General features: G+C 46.0%; 14 protein-coding genes. 7 read left to right on the top strand and 7 right to left on the bottom strand.

The features are described from left to right. Positions 1-158 precede the first annotated feature (158 nt). Positions 159-1,382: a GNAT family N-acetyltransferase gene (locus tag V6669_RS22415; protein ID WP_338588138.1), complete on the top strand. Its 1,224-nt coding sequence runs from the start codon at positions 159-161 to the stop codon at positions 1,380-1,382. Positions 1,383-1,501: 119 nt separating this feature from the next. Here the strand turns inward: V6669_RS22415 and V6669_RS22410 are convergent, their stop codons facing one another. Beyond that, positions 1,502-1,867, bottom strand: coding sequence for a VOC family protein (locus V6669_RS22410; RefSeq protein WP_338588137.1), 366 nt, complete (start codon positions 1,865-1,867; stop codon positions 1,502-1,504). Between the two features lie 74 nt (positions 1,868-1,941). Beyond that, positions 1,942-3,651 carry an alkaline phosphatase gene (locus V6669_RS22405; protein ID WP_338595013.1) on the bottom strand — a complete coding sequence of 570 codons (1,710 nt, stop codon included), beginning with the start codon at positions 3,649-3,651 and terminating at the stop codon, positions 1,942-1,944. Positions 3,652-4,406: 755 nt separating this feature from the next. Here V6669_RS22405 and V6669_RS22400 point away from each other — a divergent pair. Both V6669_RS22400 and V6669_RS22395 read left to right on the top strand, forming a co-directional pair. Continuing rightward, entirely contained in the window at positions 4,407-6,650 is a 2,244-nt protein-coding gene (locus V6669_RS22400) for a carboxylesterase family protein (RefSeq protein ID WP_338588136.1), read from the top strand. A gap of 146 nt (positions 6,651-6,796) precedes the next feature. Next, a complete protein-coding gene (locus V6669_RS22395; RefSeq protein WP_338588135.1) occupies positions 6,797-7,009 on the top strand; it encodes a hypothetical protein in 213 nt (70 codons plus the stop codon). Between the two features lie 135 nt (positions 7,010-7,144). Here the strand turns inward: V6669_RS22395 and V6669_RS22390 are convergent, their stop codons facing one another. Then, on the bottom strand, positions 7,145-8,731 hold the full coding sequence (locus tag V6669_RS22390) for a stalk domain-containing protein (protein WP_338588134.1): 1,587 nt from the start codon (positions 8,729-8,731) through the stop codon (positions 7,145-7,147). A 323-nt stretch (positions 8,732-9,054) separates the two neighbouring features. Here V6669_RS22390 and V6669_RS22385 point away from each other — a divergent pair, with 323 nt between their 5' ends. The 3 genes from V6669_RS22385 (at position 9,055) to V6669_RS22375 (ending at position 12,166) form a co-directional block, all read left to right on the top strand. Beyond that, the gene (locus tag V6669_RS22385) at positions 9,055-10,011 is read left to right on the top strand and encodes an AraC family transcriptional regulator (RefSeq protein WP_338588133.1); all 957 of its coding nucleotides are present in this window, start codon (positions 9,055-9,057) and stop codon (positions 10,009-10,011) included. A gap of 317 nt (positions 10,012-10,328) precedes the next feature. Beyond that, positions 10,329-11,531: an MFS transporter gene (locus V6669_RS22380; protein ID WP_338588132.1), complete on the top strand. Its 1,203-nt coding sequence runs from the start codon at positions 10,329-10,331 to the stop codon at positions 11,529-11,531. Positions 11,532-11,722: 191 nt separating this feature from the next. Further along, entirely contained in the window at positions 11,723-12,166 is a 444-nt protein-coding gene (locus V6669_RS22375) for an Hsp20/alpha crystallin family protein (RefSeq protein WP_338588131.1), read from the top strand. Positions 12,167-12,301: 135 nt separating this feature from the next. Here V6669_RS22375 and V6669_RS22370 read toward each other — a convergent pair whose 3' ends face one another. Together V6669_RS22370 and V6669_RS22365 are read right to left on the bottom strand one after the other, a co-directional pair. Further along, positions 12,302-12,859: a DUF1697 domain-containing protein gene (locus V6669_RS22370; protein WP_338588130.1), complete on the bottom strand. Its 558-nt coding sequence runs from the start codon at positions 12,857-12,859 to the stop codon at positions 12,302-12,304. 35 nt (positions 12,860-12,894) lie between these two features. After that, positions 12,895-13,545 (bottom strand): hypothetical protein, encoded by a 651-nt coding sequence (locus V6669_RS22365; protein WP_338588129.1) that lies wholly within the window; start codon positions 13,543-13,545, stop codon positions 12,895-12,897. Positions 13,546-13,877: 332 nt separating this feature from the next. Between V6669_RS22365 and V6669_RS22360 the strand changes: the two genes are divergently transcribed. Further along, positions 13,878-15,512: a nucleoside hydrolase-like domain-containing protein gene (locus V6669_RS22360; protein WP_338588128.1), complete on the top strand. Its 1,635-nt coding sequence runs from the start codon at positions 13,878-13,880 to the stop codon at positions 15,510-15,512. A gap of 84 nt (positions 15,513-15,596) precedes the next feature. On the opposite strand, the gene V6669_RS22355 is transcribed toward V6669_RS22360, so the two are convergent. After that, complete coding sequence (locus V6669_RS22355; RefSeq protein ID WP_338588127.1) at positions 15,597-16,160, bottom strand: TetR/AcrR family transcriptional regulator; 564 nt, start codon at positions 16,158-16,160, stop codon at positions 15,597-15,599. After that, on the bottom strand, positions 16,153-17,367 hold the full coding sequence (locus V6669_RS22350; RefSeq protein ID WP_338588126.1) for an MFS transporter: 1,215 nt from the start codon (positions 17,365-17,367) through the stop codon (positions 16,153-16,155). The genes V6669_RS22355 and V6669_RS22350 overlap by 8 nt, the downstream gene beginning before the upstream one ends. Positions 17,368-17,516: the final 149 nt, after the last annotated feature.

The raw sequence follows: 17,516 nt of genomic DNA, 5'->3' as shown, positions 1-17,516 counted from the left end.
CGAATTTAGCGTACTGGACGGGCTTTTTTTCATCTGTAAAACAGCTTGATGCCGACATTTTTTTCCTATACAGTGTGTTGTGTAGAGTATGAAGAGAGTAGAACTAAAAATGTAAATGGTAGTAAAAAGAAGAGGTTACCTCATGGGGGAGTAAAAGGTTGAAGAATAAAAGAATGAAAGACAGCTCGGCCTACGATGACCTTACATATGAGCATAGGAATGATAATAGCGTTGCACGCGTGCATCTGTATGATCAGAATTCGTTTAAAGACATGGACTGGCCCAATACGGAGGATGGCAGATATGCCAGAGCTTATCTGGAACCTATGATGCTGGACGGGACTCAAAGCTTTATGTCCAACGTGGAAACGACATTGTTGCTCGCCCGGATCGATGATCTTGTTGTTCCACTGACGGTGAATGATACAGAGTATGATAATGCTTACGTTTGTTCGCCATATACGCATTATGTGAGTTACGCCAAGCAAGAATTGACCATGTTGCAGAAGCCTGTGTTGGAAAAGGGTCTTTCTGTGCTGCTCAGTCTAATAGGTTGGGGAATGAAGCAATCACAGATCAACAAAGTTGTGCATGTGAACAACTGGTTGTTGTCTACGAATCTGTATCCAGCCATGTCCGGTGAACAGGCAGAACGCTTGCTTGAAACGGTACAAGAGCGATACCCTGAGCATGTCATTGTGTTTCGCTCCTTGTGTCCGGGACTTCATCCCGATCTGACAGCGAGGCTAGCGGAAGCGGGGTGTAGACTAATTCCGAGCCGACAAATCTATTTGTATCATGCGCATGATCCGAATTTTGGGAACTCGAAATCGCGCTGGCTGTTGAAGCGGGATTACGAATTATTGGCAAAGCACGACTACGAATTCGTTTCCGAGTCAGATATGACGGATGCAGATATTCCCCGAATCGTTGAGCTGTACAAGCTGTTGTACCTTGAAAAATACTCCTATCACAATCCGCAATTTACCGAGCGGTTCATTGCTGCTGCGATGGCATCAGGAACACTCAGACTCTATGGACTGCGAAAGGAGGGGCGCCTGGACGCGGTGATGGGTTATTTCTGCCGAAATGGAATCATGACAACGCCGCTGTTTGGTTACGACACAGCGGTGCCCCAATCCGTCGGACTATACCGCATGTTATCAGCTTGTCTGATCGGCCAGGCCCGCGAGAACGGCCATCTGTTACATGAGAGTGCCGGGGCTGCGCAGTTCAAGCGCAATCGCGGTGCGGTGGCGGATTTTGAGTATTCGGCCGTGTATGAGCGCCACCTTCCATGGGGCAGACGTTGGTGCTGGCTGCTGCTTGATCGGTTGTTGAATCGCGTAGGTGTGCCGCTGATGCGCCGCATGAAGCTGTAAATAGATACAAAAATGTGCTTACGCTGCCCGATGCAGATATGAGCTTGCATCTGGTTTGACTGCACACTTGCACACCCAACCGGTCATCGTGATAAGCACATTTGTGCGCAGTTGCCTAATTAGACATGCTCTGAGAGTTGCACCTCGAAGCCATCTGGATCGGTAATGTAAATAAACCGCAGATGCGGATTGGGCTGGATAGGGCCGCGTACAATCGGAATATTCAGCTCTGCCAATCGTTCCATGGCTTCATCCAGCGAGTTCACCTCATAACCGATCGACACGCCGGCCTCTGGTTTAAGAGTGGATTCACTACCCTCAATCAGTTCCAGCTTGGCTTCATTCTCCATGCCCAGCATGGCAATCTGCCGTCCACGGCTTTCGAATCTGCGCTGAATTGGAAGTCCGAGCATGTCGTGGTAGAACCCGAGTGAAGCTTCCAAATTACTGACCCTCAGCGTGATCCAGTTTAATTTGATCAACATGGGTGAATCTCTCCTTTCTCTTGCATCATATGTATTTTTGTTACGTTCATTATACGATATGCGCTAGCAGGAACCTACTCCTTAATAATAAACAGTAAAATAGCTGCCGAAGTATTCGGCAGCCAAATGGTGTAATCTCCTGTAGTCCCAGTAGTTCTAACGAATTGTTGAATCAGATCAACGGCGGTTTGGGGTACAAATGCATCTACACCGTTATACACAATGACACCCTCCAAAGTTGTCTTTTTGCCGTTCACCAGTGCAATATTTTTGTAGATTTGCAGTTCCAGTTTGGTGTTGCCTTTTGTTACGAGGATCTTCGGATTTTTGGCGTCCGTCAGGTCCAGTTTGTACGTCGCGCCTTTGGCTGTAAATGCCTGTTTGGCAGGTACAAACAATTGTTTGCTCACGCTGTCGAGATCCAGATCCAGTACACGTGCCATATACTTGGCGACATCCGTGTTGTCGATTACCCCGAATGGACGGTCATTGTTCGGAGCATACGTGTACAGCACGACATCTCCACCTGTATGACCACCGGTTGTCCAGCCAATCCCTGCACGTTTGCTGATCATTGGACCGATTGCATAGTTAAGACTGCCTGGCTCGGCCGTTTTAATGGTGGCAATCTCTTCAGAAGTCAGATCGGTAATACCATAGTACTGTTTCATCACTGCTTTGATGTTTGTACGCTTTGCATTCAGCTTCGCTTCAACGCCCTCGCCTGTCAGCTTGGCCTTTTTCAAAGGTCCGATAAATGTGGACAGCGGCTCTTTATCGTACGTGCCGCTAGTTGCGTTGTTACCAATGGTGAGTCCACCATTACCATGGTCCGTAACAGCCACAACGGCAGTCTCTCCATCGGCTTTGGCAAAATCCATGGCTACTTTTACGGCATCGTCAAATGCCAGCACATCACTGATAATACCAATCGGATCATTGGCGTGAGCTGCCCAGTCCACTTTGCTGCCTTCGACCATCAGGAAGAAGCCGTCTTTATCTTTGGACAGAACTTCAATGGCTTTGGATGTCATCTCGGCAAGGCTTGGCTGCTTGGCAGGATCACGGTCCATATTATAAGCCATGCCTGCGGGTGCAAACATACCCCACAGTTTGTTCGAATCGGATGCTTTCATTGCAGCTGGTGTAGTGACGTAATCGTAACCCAGTGCCTTGATGGACGAAATCAGATTCTCGCGGTCTTTACGTCCGGCTGGCTCAAGATATTTGCTACCTCCACCCAACACAACATCCATGCCATTATAGACTTGCTGTTTGCTGAGTGCATCATAGTTTTTACGGTCCGGATAGTGAGAGGAGAAATCCGCTGGTGTGGCGTGCATAATCTCGGATGTAGCGACAATGCCAGTTGCTTTACCCGCCAGTTTGGATGCTTCCAGCACGGAAGCAACAGGTTTTCTTTCGTCTCCAGGAGCAATCGCCTTTTGCCCTGGCATCGTAGCCTTGTCCGGCAGTACACCAACAAATCCGGTATGAGATTTATAACCTGTTGCAAAAGCGGTTCCGGCAGGAGCTGAGTCGGCAATCGGCGCATCGGCGGAGTGAGTCCGAACCATGCCGCTTGCCATGGAGTCCAGTGTCAGGGACGAGCCCTTATACCAACGAGCCAGAGCGGTAGCATCGTTAGCCATACCGTCAGGAATCAGAATAATCACATTTTTAATCGGTGATGCAGATGTCGTTGAGGTAGTGTTCTCCACAGCCCACGCTGCACTGCTTCCTCCGAGTGTAGCCGTAACAATTGTTGTCACCGCGAGCATCATTTTGGCTGCACGGACATTAAACCGGTTTAACATGAATGCATCCTCCTAGAATATATGTATAGTTGGTATCCCAAACCAAGTGTATACAACAATTGCTAAAATAACGTATGAAATGGATTAACTATATGTAAAATTTACGATTAGTGAAGGGTGCTGGAATTCCGGTGAACTGGACAAAATGAGGAGTTGACGAATTAAGAGACAGTATTTTAGATCATCATGATGTAAGTTGAGTTTAAACCCGCATGAGAATGCAGTTTTTTATGTTGCCCTGTCAGAAGTCCTATGAAGACGATTAGAAAAAGATATTGCGAACGCTTACATTATGTGCTAACATCACCATAACAACAGGATTGTAACCATGTTTAGGGCAATACCTGTGTCAGTTCATTCGTTGGTTCTTTGTTCATCAAACGATTGATTGCGTTTACATTTTCATATGGAATGAACCTCATTCCTCAGGGTTGTTACTGATTGCAGGCAAAACCTGAATTGAGGGCAGTAGACCACGCTAAAGCGATGTCTGTTTGCCTTTGGTTCAGTTTTTTTTATATAAAAAAATGCCTGATGGCATGACCGCAAGCGCCGTAGCAGATATTTCGAACAGAAAGGAGCGCAGCAGATTTAATTTTTCATAAATAGAGATATAGACTCATCCAGACATTGGAATACTGATTCTTAGATATGCATCTCAAATGGACATTCCAATGAACTTATCCCATCACACACTATTCGACAGCGAGGAGATTTATGACATGAAAACCATTAAACGTTCGATTGCCGTAGCAACAATTCTGGGGTTATGTGTATCCGCTCTACCAGCTTATGCAGCAGGCAATACAGGACCTTCTTCTTCAGCAGCGATGGACAAGCTGATCCAATCTGAGCTTATTCGTGGCAGCGGTCAAGGCGTTAATGCGGCTTATCTGAACAAAAAAGCTACACGTATTCAGGCCGCAGTACTTTACTTACGTTTGTCCGGATTGGAGAAAGAAGCACTCGCTTATCAGGGATCGGAAACGTATGACGATGCGGCTCAGGCAGGCAAAGTATTGCAACCGGTCGTTGGTTACTTGAAGCAGCATCCGTATGTGTCTGAGATCGTAACAGGAACGGATAAGTTTGAACCTAATGCACCACTTACAGCGGAAGGTTATGCCGAAATGCTGCTGAAGGTGCTTGGATATGAAGCGGGTTCGGATTATGAGCAGGGAGCGGCTTCCACCTATGCGGCTGGTAAAGGAATCAAGGCGCTTCAAGGGAAGGGAGCGAGTCAACTTACCAATCGCCTGATGGCAGAGGCAACCGCACAGGCTTTGCAGATACAGCTCAAGAATGGCAGTGGAACTTTGGAGCAGAACTGGTTGAAACATAAAGAAGCTGGGGCGTTCAAACCTCAAACGGTGCAACAGACCAAGTATGGCACAATTGATGGCAAAACCTATGAGCAATATGGCACGCTCGGTTGGCTCGGTATTCCTTACGCGGCACCTCCAGTAGGGGAACTGCGCTGGAAAGCCCCGCAAGAACCGGAATCATGGACAGGAACGAGATCGGCTAAGGAATTTGCAGCGAACAGCTTGCAGATCTCCGGTAAAAATACAGTAGGTAGCGAGGATTCTTTGTATCTCAATATCTGGCGTCCCGACACAACCAGCTCAAAGCTTCCGGTTATGGTGTTCCTGCACGGCGGCGGGAATATGACCGGATCAGGCAAAGATTTTCAGGGTGAACAGCTTGCACGGAGCACCAACAGCATTATCATCTCGGTGAACTACCGTTTGGGAGCTCTCGGATTCTTCGAGAATGCAGCGCTGAAAACAGGCAATGCCCTGGATGACTCAGGTAACTACGGTCTGCTCGACGCATTCCGTGCACTGGAGTGGGTACAGGATAATATCGAAGGTTTTGGCGGAGATACAGGCAATGTTACATTAGCCGGACAATCTGCTGGTGCACGTGATGTGCTGGCAACCCTGATCTCTCCACTTAGCAAAGGGTTGTATCAAAAAGCAGTTGCTTTCAGCGGAGGATTGACGACAGCATCACCGGAAGAAGGCGAGCAAAAATCCGAGGATTTACTTGTGAAGCTACTCGTGCAAGAGGGGAAAGCGGCTAATGCAGAAGAAGCCAAAACATGGATTGGCAAGCAATCTCAGGCACAGCTGGAGAGTTACCTGCGTGCACTGCCTGCGGACAAGTTGGTCACAGCATTTGGTGCAACCGCAATCCGTATGGAACCATTCCCGCATCTGTTCCGGGATGGTACAGTGATTCCAAAAGAAGGATTTGACGCCATCCAGAGCGGTAATTACACAAAAGTTCCTGTATTGCTCGGCAGCCTGGAAACGGAGTTCTCCGGATTTGCCTTCGGTGATCCAAACTTCTCTCCATCGATTACCGATGGAACCCTGTTTACCGATAAAACCAAGGCGGAGCAATATGCCGCTGCGTTGAAATACGGTAGCGAAGCTTATGCAGGCTTTAATGCAGAGCGTGTAGCAGAACAATTGACAAGTGAAGCAGGTCAGCCACCGGTATATGCGTATCGTTTTGCATGGGGCACACAACCTGGGGTTATCTCTGAGCGTTTGCTCACGTTACTGGGTGCACCACATGGTGCGGATATGGACTTCTATACAGGACACGCAGACGGAATTGCTGCTTATTTCCCTGATGGGTACTTTAGCGATACAAACAAACCAGGACGTGATCAGTTGTCCGCCGCGATGGCAGCATATCTGAAGCAGTTCCTGTACACAGGCAATCCAGGTACGGGTGGATCACCTGATCTGGCGGCATGGACACCTTGGACGAAAGATGCTCAAGCCCCAATCATGCGTCTGGATGCTAGCAATACAACGGCAGAGATTGGCATGTCCACACAATATAATCAAGGCAAAGACGCCGTTATGGCAAAGATGAAAAAAGAATTGCCTGAAGAAACGTATAAACTGTTGACGGAAAAAGTGTTCGCAGGTCGTTTCTTCTGGGAATAAGGATCACCGGATAGGAAGGCATATATAGATAAATTGAAAGCCAAGGGAGCATGCTCTCTTGGCTTTTTATACTGTTCGTTATACATAAATATGGTATTGTTGTAAATATAAATTAATAAGATATGGGAAAGGGGAAAACGTACATTATGGATGGAGTTAGTAATTTTGGTATTGCAGGTATTATAACGCTATTAATTTTCTTTATTATGATTGGTCTTGTATTATATCTGGTTTTCTATCTTGTGATGAAGAGGTCTGGCGTCAAAGAGGAAGTATCCGCATTAAGGATGGAAGTACGAGTGTTACAAGAGGAAGTAGAGCGGAACAGGCGGGAAGTGGAAAATATGAAGCGACGATAACCTTTGCAGCATTATATGTAGGCACGTGGAATAGTGCGTACAATAGTATGAGAGGATAGGGGCTTCTTCGCCCCTTCCTACTCAATACAGCATGAAACCGCTCATTTCAGTCTTTGAATACCGAGGGCATTCGACCTATTTCTTGGCAAAAAAACTAAGGGTTCCAGTACTTTCATCTGCACTCACAAACAGGCTGCGTCCGTTAACACGATGAATTCCCTCTGGTGATTCTCCAGCTGTAGGAATCAGACCCAGGTAGTCCGGATTGACCGGATCAGCAAGATCAAAGAACAAAATGGCATCTGCCCGTTCGGAAGCTACAGCGGCATACGTCGTGCCGTCTACAGTAGCAACGGTCAGATTCTCCACTTCACTTCCCTTGTTGGGACTGCGATCGTCCGGGTACAAGCCGACCATGGCAGTTGCCTCGTCAATGAGGTTCTGGCTATCGTACATCCGCTGGCCTTGCAGATCCCAGACAGCAATATTACGTCCGCCTGCTTTTACATCATCCTCAAATTCATTCTTGCCCAAGTCCCCTTCATTAGCTGTCAGCAGGTATTTGCCATCTGCCGAGAAAGCAATCCCATCCGGTTCATAACGAGCGGTCAAAGTCTCTTTAAACTGAACAATACCATCATCTTTCAGATCCGCTTGATGTGAAGTAGTACCAAGCGCGAAGATGGAGCTAATCTTTTTTGTCTCCAGATCTACAATAGCAACAACATTGTTTTCCTGTAGCGTGATGGCTGCTGTTTTACTATCTGGACTAATGGCAACATACTCTGGTTGTGGATCATGCGGATAGATGGCGCCTTCTACATCTTCGAGAGATACCGGTAAGTTGGTGATCTCGCCCTCCAATACGTTCCCGCCAGCAAAAGATACTACCATAATGCTACCCGGACGTTTGGTGTTGGCATAGTCAATTTCATCGGCAGCTTTATTCAGCTCTTCATCTTCTATCGCGATCACCGCATGCAGACCGTCAGGTGACAGTGCAATCGAGTCAGGACCAATACCGAGTTCATACGTTTTGACGGTTTTGTAGGTTGTCAGATCCACAATGGCAAGCAACCCTTTGTTTGCTTCACTGTCCGTATCCCCTGTACGAATAACAGCAAGACCGTATTTACCATCTTTGGACACGGTTACGCTTGTGACTTCAGCTTTGGCGGAGAGGTCCTGGAAGCTGACTGTCTTTAATACGTTGATGTTTTTCAGGTCAGCGATATCCAATACGGAGATGCTGCCATTGTCTGCTTCGGTTACGAGCAGGCGCTGTCCATCTGGCGTAGAGGCTGATATTTCTGCTTTGCCACCGGGCATCTGAAACGATGCGGTTCGTTCAAAACCGGTTTTATTTTGTTTCAGGATCAGTTGATCCGCTATTAATTTAAGTGTTTGGGGAGATACATACGTTGTACCTTTGGTGATATAGCTTTTACTGTCCAAAGGAGTTTTCACACCGTTGATGGTGGCTGATGACGTTCCTATAGGAAGTTGTACTTTAGTATCTGCGATCTGGATATCAACACTGCGACTGCTCCCGTTCCATGTAACTGTACCTTGCATATTTTGGATGGCTGTACGCAGTACGACATGATCGTTGGCAGATTTAGTTGCGTCAGCGGCATGAATCATGGATGTGTAGCTGGTTGCTCCTGCGGTAAGAATGGCAGTCATCGACAGAACGGCAAGCCATTGATTTCTCTTTTTCAATGTTCCAGATCCCCTTTATCGTTTCGTGTGTAATGAGTTATACAATTGTTTTAGTATAGGGAGCTTATGTTAAGGAGAGGTAAGAGAAGTCTGCGATTTGTGTAAAAGGTTAGATAAGAGATATTTCTCCAAATTGGATATGTAAGTTAGCGTATAAAATGATGTTGCCACATGAAGAAAAAAGCAGACGTGAACCTTCATATATATATAGGACTGGTCGAACGGGAGAAAATACGCTAGAATCATAATTGAGAATCATTATCAATCAATTCGGACTTTCTTTACTGGCAAGTCTGATCAAGATATAGGCGAGGTGAATACCCATGCGCACGGATGATGCATTAGGCGTAGTATATCAGCATTACCTGACCCAAGAACCTTACAGTCAGCAAGATGAACACACGTATCTGCTCTCTCCCAAGGCGGGTAGCGGTAAGGTTAAAAGAGTGACAACATACAGTGGCATTGAGATTTTATATTCCCAGGTTGAATATCATCAGCCTTATCCAACGTATTTTGCGTCCGAGACACCCATTGTGGAATTGCAATTTGCCTTGTCAGGAGAACGACAGGTGGATATATCGGGTCAGGATTATTCGTTATCCATTGGGCAGGGTGCCCTCATTTTCATGCATGATTTCGAAGCGTGGTTTCATCCTCCGGCAAGAGAGCTGTATACGTCCTTTTCGCTGGGGATTCCAGTTTCTCTATTTAATTATGCCGCGGCGCAACTGGGCGGTTTTAAGCCAATTGCGTTTAATCAGGTGTTAGGGCAAAAGGTGTTTAAGCCGATCGTCTTTCAACTGGATAACCGGATACGAACGATGATCGACAGTTTGATTGTGGAATTAAACAACAGTTATCGATCATCCTTAATGATGGAAGCGACAGCCTTGGAGATTTTGAATCGATTTATGATCCAATTGTTTGATCTGGCGCCGATTCCTGCGGGATTTTCCAGAGAGGATATCCGGAAGTTACATACGGCAAGGGAGATTATGGAGGCTTGCATGGCAGATCCTCCGTCCTTGCTAGCATTGTCCAGACAAGTGGGTCTTAACGATTTTAAATTAAAAAAAGGATTCAAGGCGCTATTTGGAAGCACGGTCTTTGAATATTTGCGTCAGGTTCGTCTCGATAACGCCATGAAGTTGCTGCGCAATCATAACAACGTCACCGAGGCCGCCATTGCGGTCGGTTACAGCAATGTCAGTGCCTTTTCGCAGCAATTTTATCGCAAATTCGGCGTGAAGCCTTCCGAGATGAAAAAGATTTATTAAATAAGATGAACAGAAACATTACACAAGAACGAAGAGTGCAGAACCAGTCTGGAGAAGGTGGAGCGTTCGCCTTTATCAACGGATTTCTCCCTTTATATAGAAGGGAATCACGGAAATCCGTTGATAACAGCGATCGAAAGATGGTGCTGCAATCGTAGTTGTCTGGTGTAACGTTTAATGGGTTTATCTTATTTAGAATAAAATTAATAATCCGGCTTGCCGTGAATTGTTCCGTATAGAGGCAGTGGGGATTCATTTCGCCTTGTATACTCCAGGTACAGTGGATACTGTACTGAAATATAGAGGAGTGTATAAGCATGAACCGAATTAGAGGAAGTATATTTTTTAGCGTATTTGCAGCCATGCTGGGTCTGATGCTGATTGCACCCATCATGCCACCACTTATTCGCGAGTTGGGCATGAAAGAAAGTCATTCCGGTCTTATTATCTCACTAGGGTCCATTATGATGGCTGTTATGGCTCCGGTATGGGGCAGATTCAGTGATCTGAAGGGCAGAAAACCCATCATATTGATTGGATTCATAGGCATGTCTGTTAGCTGTGCATTATTTGCCCTGGCCTTGTATGGGGGATTAAATGCATGGATCGGAGGGGGCGTGTTGTTAACCCTTCTGATTGTGACGCGCAGTCTGATTGGCATGTTCATTCCGGCGGTGCTGTCTTCTGCCCAAGCCTATATGGGTGATGTGACAGAAGGGGAAGAGCGGGGAAGCGGAATGGCGATTATCAGCGCTGCGAATGGACTTGGTCTTGTATTTGGACCTGCGATTGCAGGAGCATTTACTATTATCGGTCTGCTGTGGCCGCTTTATTTTGGCATTTTTATAGCGATAGCTGCGTTTATTATTGCCTTGTTGTTAATCCCGGCAGCGAAACCGGTCATTCAGGCAAAACCGCCTAAAGTCAACCCGTTCCAACGTGGTTTACGAATGTACCTTGCTGCAGGCTTGGTTACGATGATGGGCATCATGACATTGCAGGTTGTCGGAGGATTTTATTTTCAGGATCAACTGGCTCTATCCCCAGCGGCGACGGCCCGAATGGTTTCGTTTGGACTCATGTTCTCTGGAGCAGCGATGTTGATCATGCAGGTCATTCAGATGAAATGGTTGAAATGGCAGCCACGTCCAATGATTTTGCTCGGGTCCCTTTTCCTGATCGCAAGCATGATCCTGTTTTTGGTCTTCAATGTGTTATCCATGTATTATTTCTCGTTTTTCCTGTTTGGCATGGGTTCGGGTCTGATGATGCCGGGGTTCATGGCAGGTGCTTCGCTGGCAGTTAGCAAAGAACAGCAGGGAGGTGCAGCGGGATTGGTAGCAGCGATTCAGGGGATATCCGCCGTCATTACGCCTTTACTTACAACGACACTTTATCAGGTGGACAAACATGTTCCATTTATGCTCGTAGCTGTTCTGGTTGTCTTGCTGGCAATCATGATGATGGGAATGCGGAAGAATGAATCCAATACTGTAACGGACCCCATTCATTCGTTATAGTCAGACAAAGTCAGAAAGTCAAATAAGGTCAAAATAAAAGAAAACAGGATCTATTTTAAAATAGTGAACTATGATGAAAGAAAATCGTTTTTTTTCGTCTTTTACGGACTTTGAGCCTTATTTGCACGGGTATTATAATAATCAATGTAAGCAACACCAATAAACCAACCACACAAAAGGAGCTGATTTTCATGTTTGATCTGATTCCGTTTCGTAAACGAAATGAAGACCCGTTCGGACACATGTTGAAATCCTTCAATGACATGGTTGAGAACTCATTCCTCTCCCCTTTTGGAACTGGCTCCCAGCCATTCCGGACCGACATTCGTGAGGAAGAAGACAAATACTGGGTAGAAGCCGAGCTTCCGGGCATTGCCAAAGAGGACATAGACATTCAGGTTCAAGGCAATGAATTGATTATTCGGGCCAAACGTAATGATGTAGTGGAGCAGAAGGATGACTCCAATCGAATCATACGGCAGGAACGCCGTTCCGGCGAGTTTATCCGGCGATTCTATGTTGATCATATTGATGAGGAGCACATTAAGGCCAGATTGGAAGATGGTGTGCTGAAGCTCGAGATTCCGAAACGTCCTGGTGATGATCAATCTCGCAGACGTATTCAGATTGACTAATACACAGTGGAAAAAATAGTTTCTTAACACGGTAAAAAGCATGCAGGAGACATCCATAAGGATGTTTTCTGCATGCTTTATTTTTCATATGAATTGGACGATACATAACGGACTATCCATTGTGCTGGTTCCGAGTTATTTCTCAGCTGCTGCTTGCATCAGGGCATAGATCTTACGTGTGGTATTCACATTTCTAACCGTCATATAGGCATATACTTTGGATCCCACAAGCTTGTTCATGCCACTTTTGGATGCATCTTCTCTGCTGACTGAGTATAAAATCGCTCCGGGAACATAGATCAGTGTACCGATTTCCGGTTTGATGGGCAGTCGGTCCAGCACGGAGGGATCATTGATCTCATCCCATAGGAACATCACATCACTTTTGGCTGTGTCATCATTAACCCATTCTTCTGGCAGCGCCTGAATAACGGATTGAATTTCATCCATATTCCGCACCATTACCCTGATTTGTAAGCCAAAATCGGCGGAGATGGCCTGTTCTAACACATGGGATATCTCCACATTTGCATTGGCACGTTCCTGATGATCGGCAAAAATAATATTGCCAGAGTTGATATAGGTAACAACATCCAGCATGCCTGCTTGTTCAAATGTTTCTTTCAGCTGCTTCATATTGATTTTATTGTTCCCGCCTACATTAATGCCTCGTAATAAGGCTACATATATCATCTGGATGACCCTCCAATTCCCTTTAATTCACCGTGTTAACAAAAGGACAGATACTCGAAAAGATGAGCAGTATACTCTTCTCCCAACAGATCTTGCAATAAAGGTTCCACTTGCTCCAGATACTGAGGTTTGGTTTCATAGGTTTCTTCATCTTTCACTTCCCCGGCATAGGTGCGAGCCGCCTCAATCAGGATGGCTAGTGCACTGAAAAAATCAGACAGCGAATCAGCAACACAGTTTGGTTCTCCACCTGTAAAAGCGGCGTATACAGGAGAGTTTGGTGCTTCCACATCTACAATTAACGGGTCATCGTTAAAGTTTGCGATGACGACGTGATTTTTTGGCCAATTGGAGGACTCCTCATAAGGTTCATTCATGCCAATCCAGCGGTAACCTAGTTGCTGACGGTGCAGATGTTCAGGCGCAACAAAGGAGATCAACGCTGCATCACCGATCTCGACGGCGGCATTTTTCATTTTGAGTGTACCTTCAGCACTGGCATCTATCATTTCATAGTGAGTGTACAGATACTGAAGTTCTGGAGAAAGAGGTATTCGTGTATCCACTTCCGGCTGGTGATGTTGTTCGCGAGGACGCAGATCATGATGTTTGAAAAGTCCATAAGCTTCATTATATAAATCCTGCTGTTCCACAAAACGGGTCAAGGCCGCATCCAGTTGTTGCATGGTGTCTGATTCCTCCTAATAACATTGATATAATAACAGGCCGATTCGTTTGATTCTTGGCTATAAGCATTATACTATATCAAAGATAAATTCAAAAAATAATTTGAATACGTTTACATTCATGAGTGGACATGGTATACTTTCACTCAAATAAGGATTGTTACTGCTTCGGGCAGGCAAAACCTGAACATCACTATGCGTGGACTTTGTTCCATTCATAATGTTGTTCGGGTTTTTTTGCATTCTACGGTCCATATTAAGGATAGAAAAACAGAGGACGTACTTATCCCAACCCAACTAACATCACGCTGTACAGAAGAAAGGGGAGCATTATGAACAAGAGAAAATGGTTAAACGTTTTTGCCGCAGGTTGTCTTAGTATTATTCTGGTGATTAGTGGATGCGCATCCAAAGCGCCACAAACCGTGAGTGATACACCGAATCAGGCGACAGAGCAGACAGAGAATGAAACCCAGGAATCTGCAAACAACCAAGCTGCCAAAGGCAGAACGGTTATTACAACCGACGGTGAAGTGGATGATATGAACTCCGTCATTCGTTTCCTCTTGTATTCGAATGAGATGGACCTCGCCGGAATTGTACTGACCAGTTCGGTGTATCATTATGCTGGAGACGAGGAAGCAGGGATCCAACCATTCCGCTGGACAGGCACACAGTGGGTATACGACATGATCAATGCCTATGGCGAGATCTACCCGAACTTGTCCAAACATGCGGATGGGTACCCGGAGCCGGAACAGCTTCGAGCGATGACGAAGATCGGTAATATTTCCGATAAGGGGGAGATGGAGAAGGAAACCGAAGGTTCCGAGTTCCTCGAAACTCTTTTCCTCGACGATGACTCCCGAGACCTGATTGTTCAGACATGGGGTGGCACCAATACCACAGCCAGAGCGCTAAAATCGATTGAGGAACAGTACAAGGACACAGCTGAGTGGGAGACGATCCGCAAAAAAGTCAGCGACAAACTGGTCCTGTATATCATTCTGGATCAGGATGACAGTTACAACGAATACATTGCGAAGAATTGGCCGGATATCCGCATTCTTAACGACCAATCAAACTTCTGGCATTTTGCCTATGCATGGAAGATGCATGCCGAAGAAGTGAACAGCAAGCTTCATGGCGACTGGATGGTCAAAAATATTCTGAACGGACATGGCAAGCTGATGGACATGTATGCATCGATGGGTGACGGCAAAATGATCGAAGGGGAACTGGGTGAAGAACAGCGGGGAAGTGCTGAATATCTCAAGAACAATCCGCAATATGACAAATACGATTTTATATCTGAGGGTGATTCTCCATCCTTCTTTTATCTGATTGATAATGGACTTCGCAGTATGGAAGACCCTTCCTACGGCGGTTGGGGTGGACGCTTTGGCGTTGTAAACGACAAGCTGTATAGAAACAATGTACTTGATTACGATCCGTACACCAAACGATATGAAGCCGAATACTCTCTGATGAGATGGTTTGACGATGTGCAGAATGATTTTGCAGCACGTGCGGACTGGGCAGTTGCAGACACTTACGAAGGTGCCAACCATAATCCGTCTTTATTGATTAAGGAAGGGTTGGATCTAAGTGTTAGTCCCGGGGAGGAAGTTACTCTTCACGCGGAAGGCACAGACCCGGATGGAGATCAACTGACGTATACGTGGTGGAGATATTTCGAAGCGGACACTTATGAGGATTCCAAAGTAACACCGAACAAAGTTCAGCCTGAAATGGCGGGTGATCTGCAGCTTGGATTGCATCGCGAACTTGCCAAGGATGAGCAGGTGGATACGATAAAATTGCAGGGCAGTGACACCGAAGCGGTGACATTCACCGTTCCTGACGATGCCAAATCGGGCGATACCATTCATATCGTTGCCGAAGTACAGGATGATGGAGAGCATCAGTTGAAGCATTATCAACGTGTGATCCTAACCGTAAAATAGAGAAATAGAGGGGGGGCCCAAAAGTCATCAACATGGCTGGTGGGACGCCCCTCTTATTTGTGTAGTCTCATCTTAATTGATCCGTTAACGCTGGATGCCTGACCAGAAGACATTCCAGGTAATCGCTAAAGCTTGTTCATAGGATTGCCGTGTCTCATACACGAGCTGTACATCCAATCCATCCATCACGGTGACAAAGGCTACGGTGGCTTCTTCCGGACTCAGGCATATATCGGAATGTCTGGTAAATACGGCTGCCAGCTCTTCCTTCAGTGTCCCGAGGTACGTTCGATATTGGGCCAGCACAAAATCATGCACTTCCAGCGGTGTGATAAAGGACAGGATATACATAAAAGCGACGTTTGGATTTGTCAGGAAACGATTTTTGTGTTCATGTAAAAAGGCATATAGTTGCTGATCCAGAGTTTGGCTAACAGACGCGCTGAAAAATTGGCGTACAAACTGCTGTTCCTCCTGCACAACTTCCTCATATAACTCCAGCAATAACGCTTTTTTGGATGAATAGTGATAAGCCAGGGATTGTTTGCGAATGCCTGCCTCTTCGGCAATCTGCGCCATCTTGGTCCCCTCGTAACCCAGACGATTAAAATGTTGAATGGCAATTTCCTTGATTCTTTTTTTACTCAATGTCTACCTCCAGTTGGCGAGCTGTATACCTCTGCTGTTTTTGGGAGTATACCAAATATAACAAGATATATACCACAAAAATGCCTATAGAGATAGCATACACCACCGTATAGGAAAATGCAGAAGCCACCACGCCTAGAATCAACGAGCCACCACCAATCCCGAGGTCAAAAAAATTAAAGAAGGAAGCCATCGCATTTTCATGCTCATGTTCTTCTACAAGATTCACACACCAGGTCTGAATCGCCGGGAATATGGCACCAAAACCAAAGCCGTATAATGCGCCGGCGATCAGGAATTGCACATCACTTTGGGCGATAATCAGAACCAGTAGCCCCGCGATTGCAAACACGGCAGAAGGTAACAACACGGAACCTGGTCCCCATCGATCAAACATTTTCCCCGAGAACAGTCGGACGGCGAAGCTGGCGATGGCGACGATGAAGAAAAACCAGGCTATATTCTCGAACCCTCTTTCGGCGGCGAATAAAGCCACAAAGGACATGATTGAACCCGCTGCAATACCAACGAGCATAATGAGAAGGGAAGGGAAGAGTACCTTCTTTTCAATCAGTTTCACCGAAGGGACATGGGTTTGCATGGGCTCGCTACGAACTTCTGTTTTCGGCTTTCTGGATACAAACACTGTCATCAGGAGAGCTAACAGCAAAATACACATACCTCCCATAAACAGGCTCTGGTAGTCGTACCTAAACAACAGGCTTGTTCCAATCAATGGACCGATGGATATGGCGACCGTCTCCCCTACGCCGAAATACCCCATGCCTTCTCCCCGGCGATCTCTTGGTATGTTTTCAGTGGCAATCGTTGCAAAATATGTTGTTGCCAAACCAAATCCGAATCCGTGGATTACTCGAAATACAAGAATCATCCAAATACCTGACGACAGGTAGTATGCGCCTGTCATTAATGCACAGATAGTGATGCCAATAATCAATAGATATTTTTTATCTATTCGAGCTGCCAAAACAGAAGTGAAGGGTCGAATCAAGATGGCAGAAAACATAAATACGCCGGTAACAAGCCCAATTTGGGAGGCTTCGCCACCCAGGCTTGAGACAAACAAGGGCAAGGTGGGAAGCAACATTTCAAATGCCATAAACAATAATGCGTTGGCTAACATGATAAATAGGAATGATCTTCCCCAGAGTTGCTGAGGTGTAGAGCTATGTGTTGAAGTACTCATGGTTTTCCTCCGTAATGTTAATCTCTGTCGCGCGACATGTTGAACTGATTTTACCTGACGATAGTCAGATTGTAAAGCGCGCATTTAGAGCATGGAGGCACGATTTTTTGTGGATGAGAGAAGTAATTAAACATTTTTAATCCATATCC

The organism is Paenibacillus sp. Y5S-9 (genome assembly GCF_036894235.1).
GTDB lineage: Bacteria > Bacillota > Bacilli > Paenibacillales > Paenibacillaceae > Paenibacillus.
This window is presented reverse-complemented; position numbering and strand designations above follow the sequence as displayed.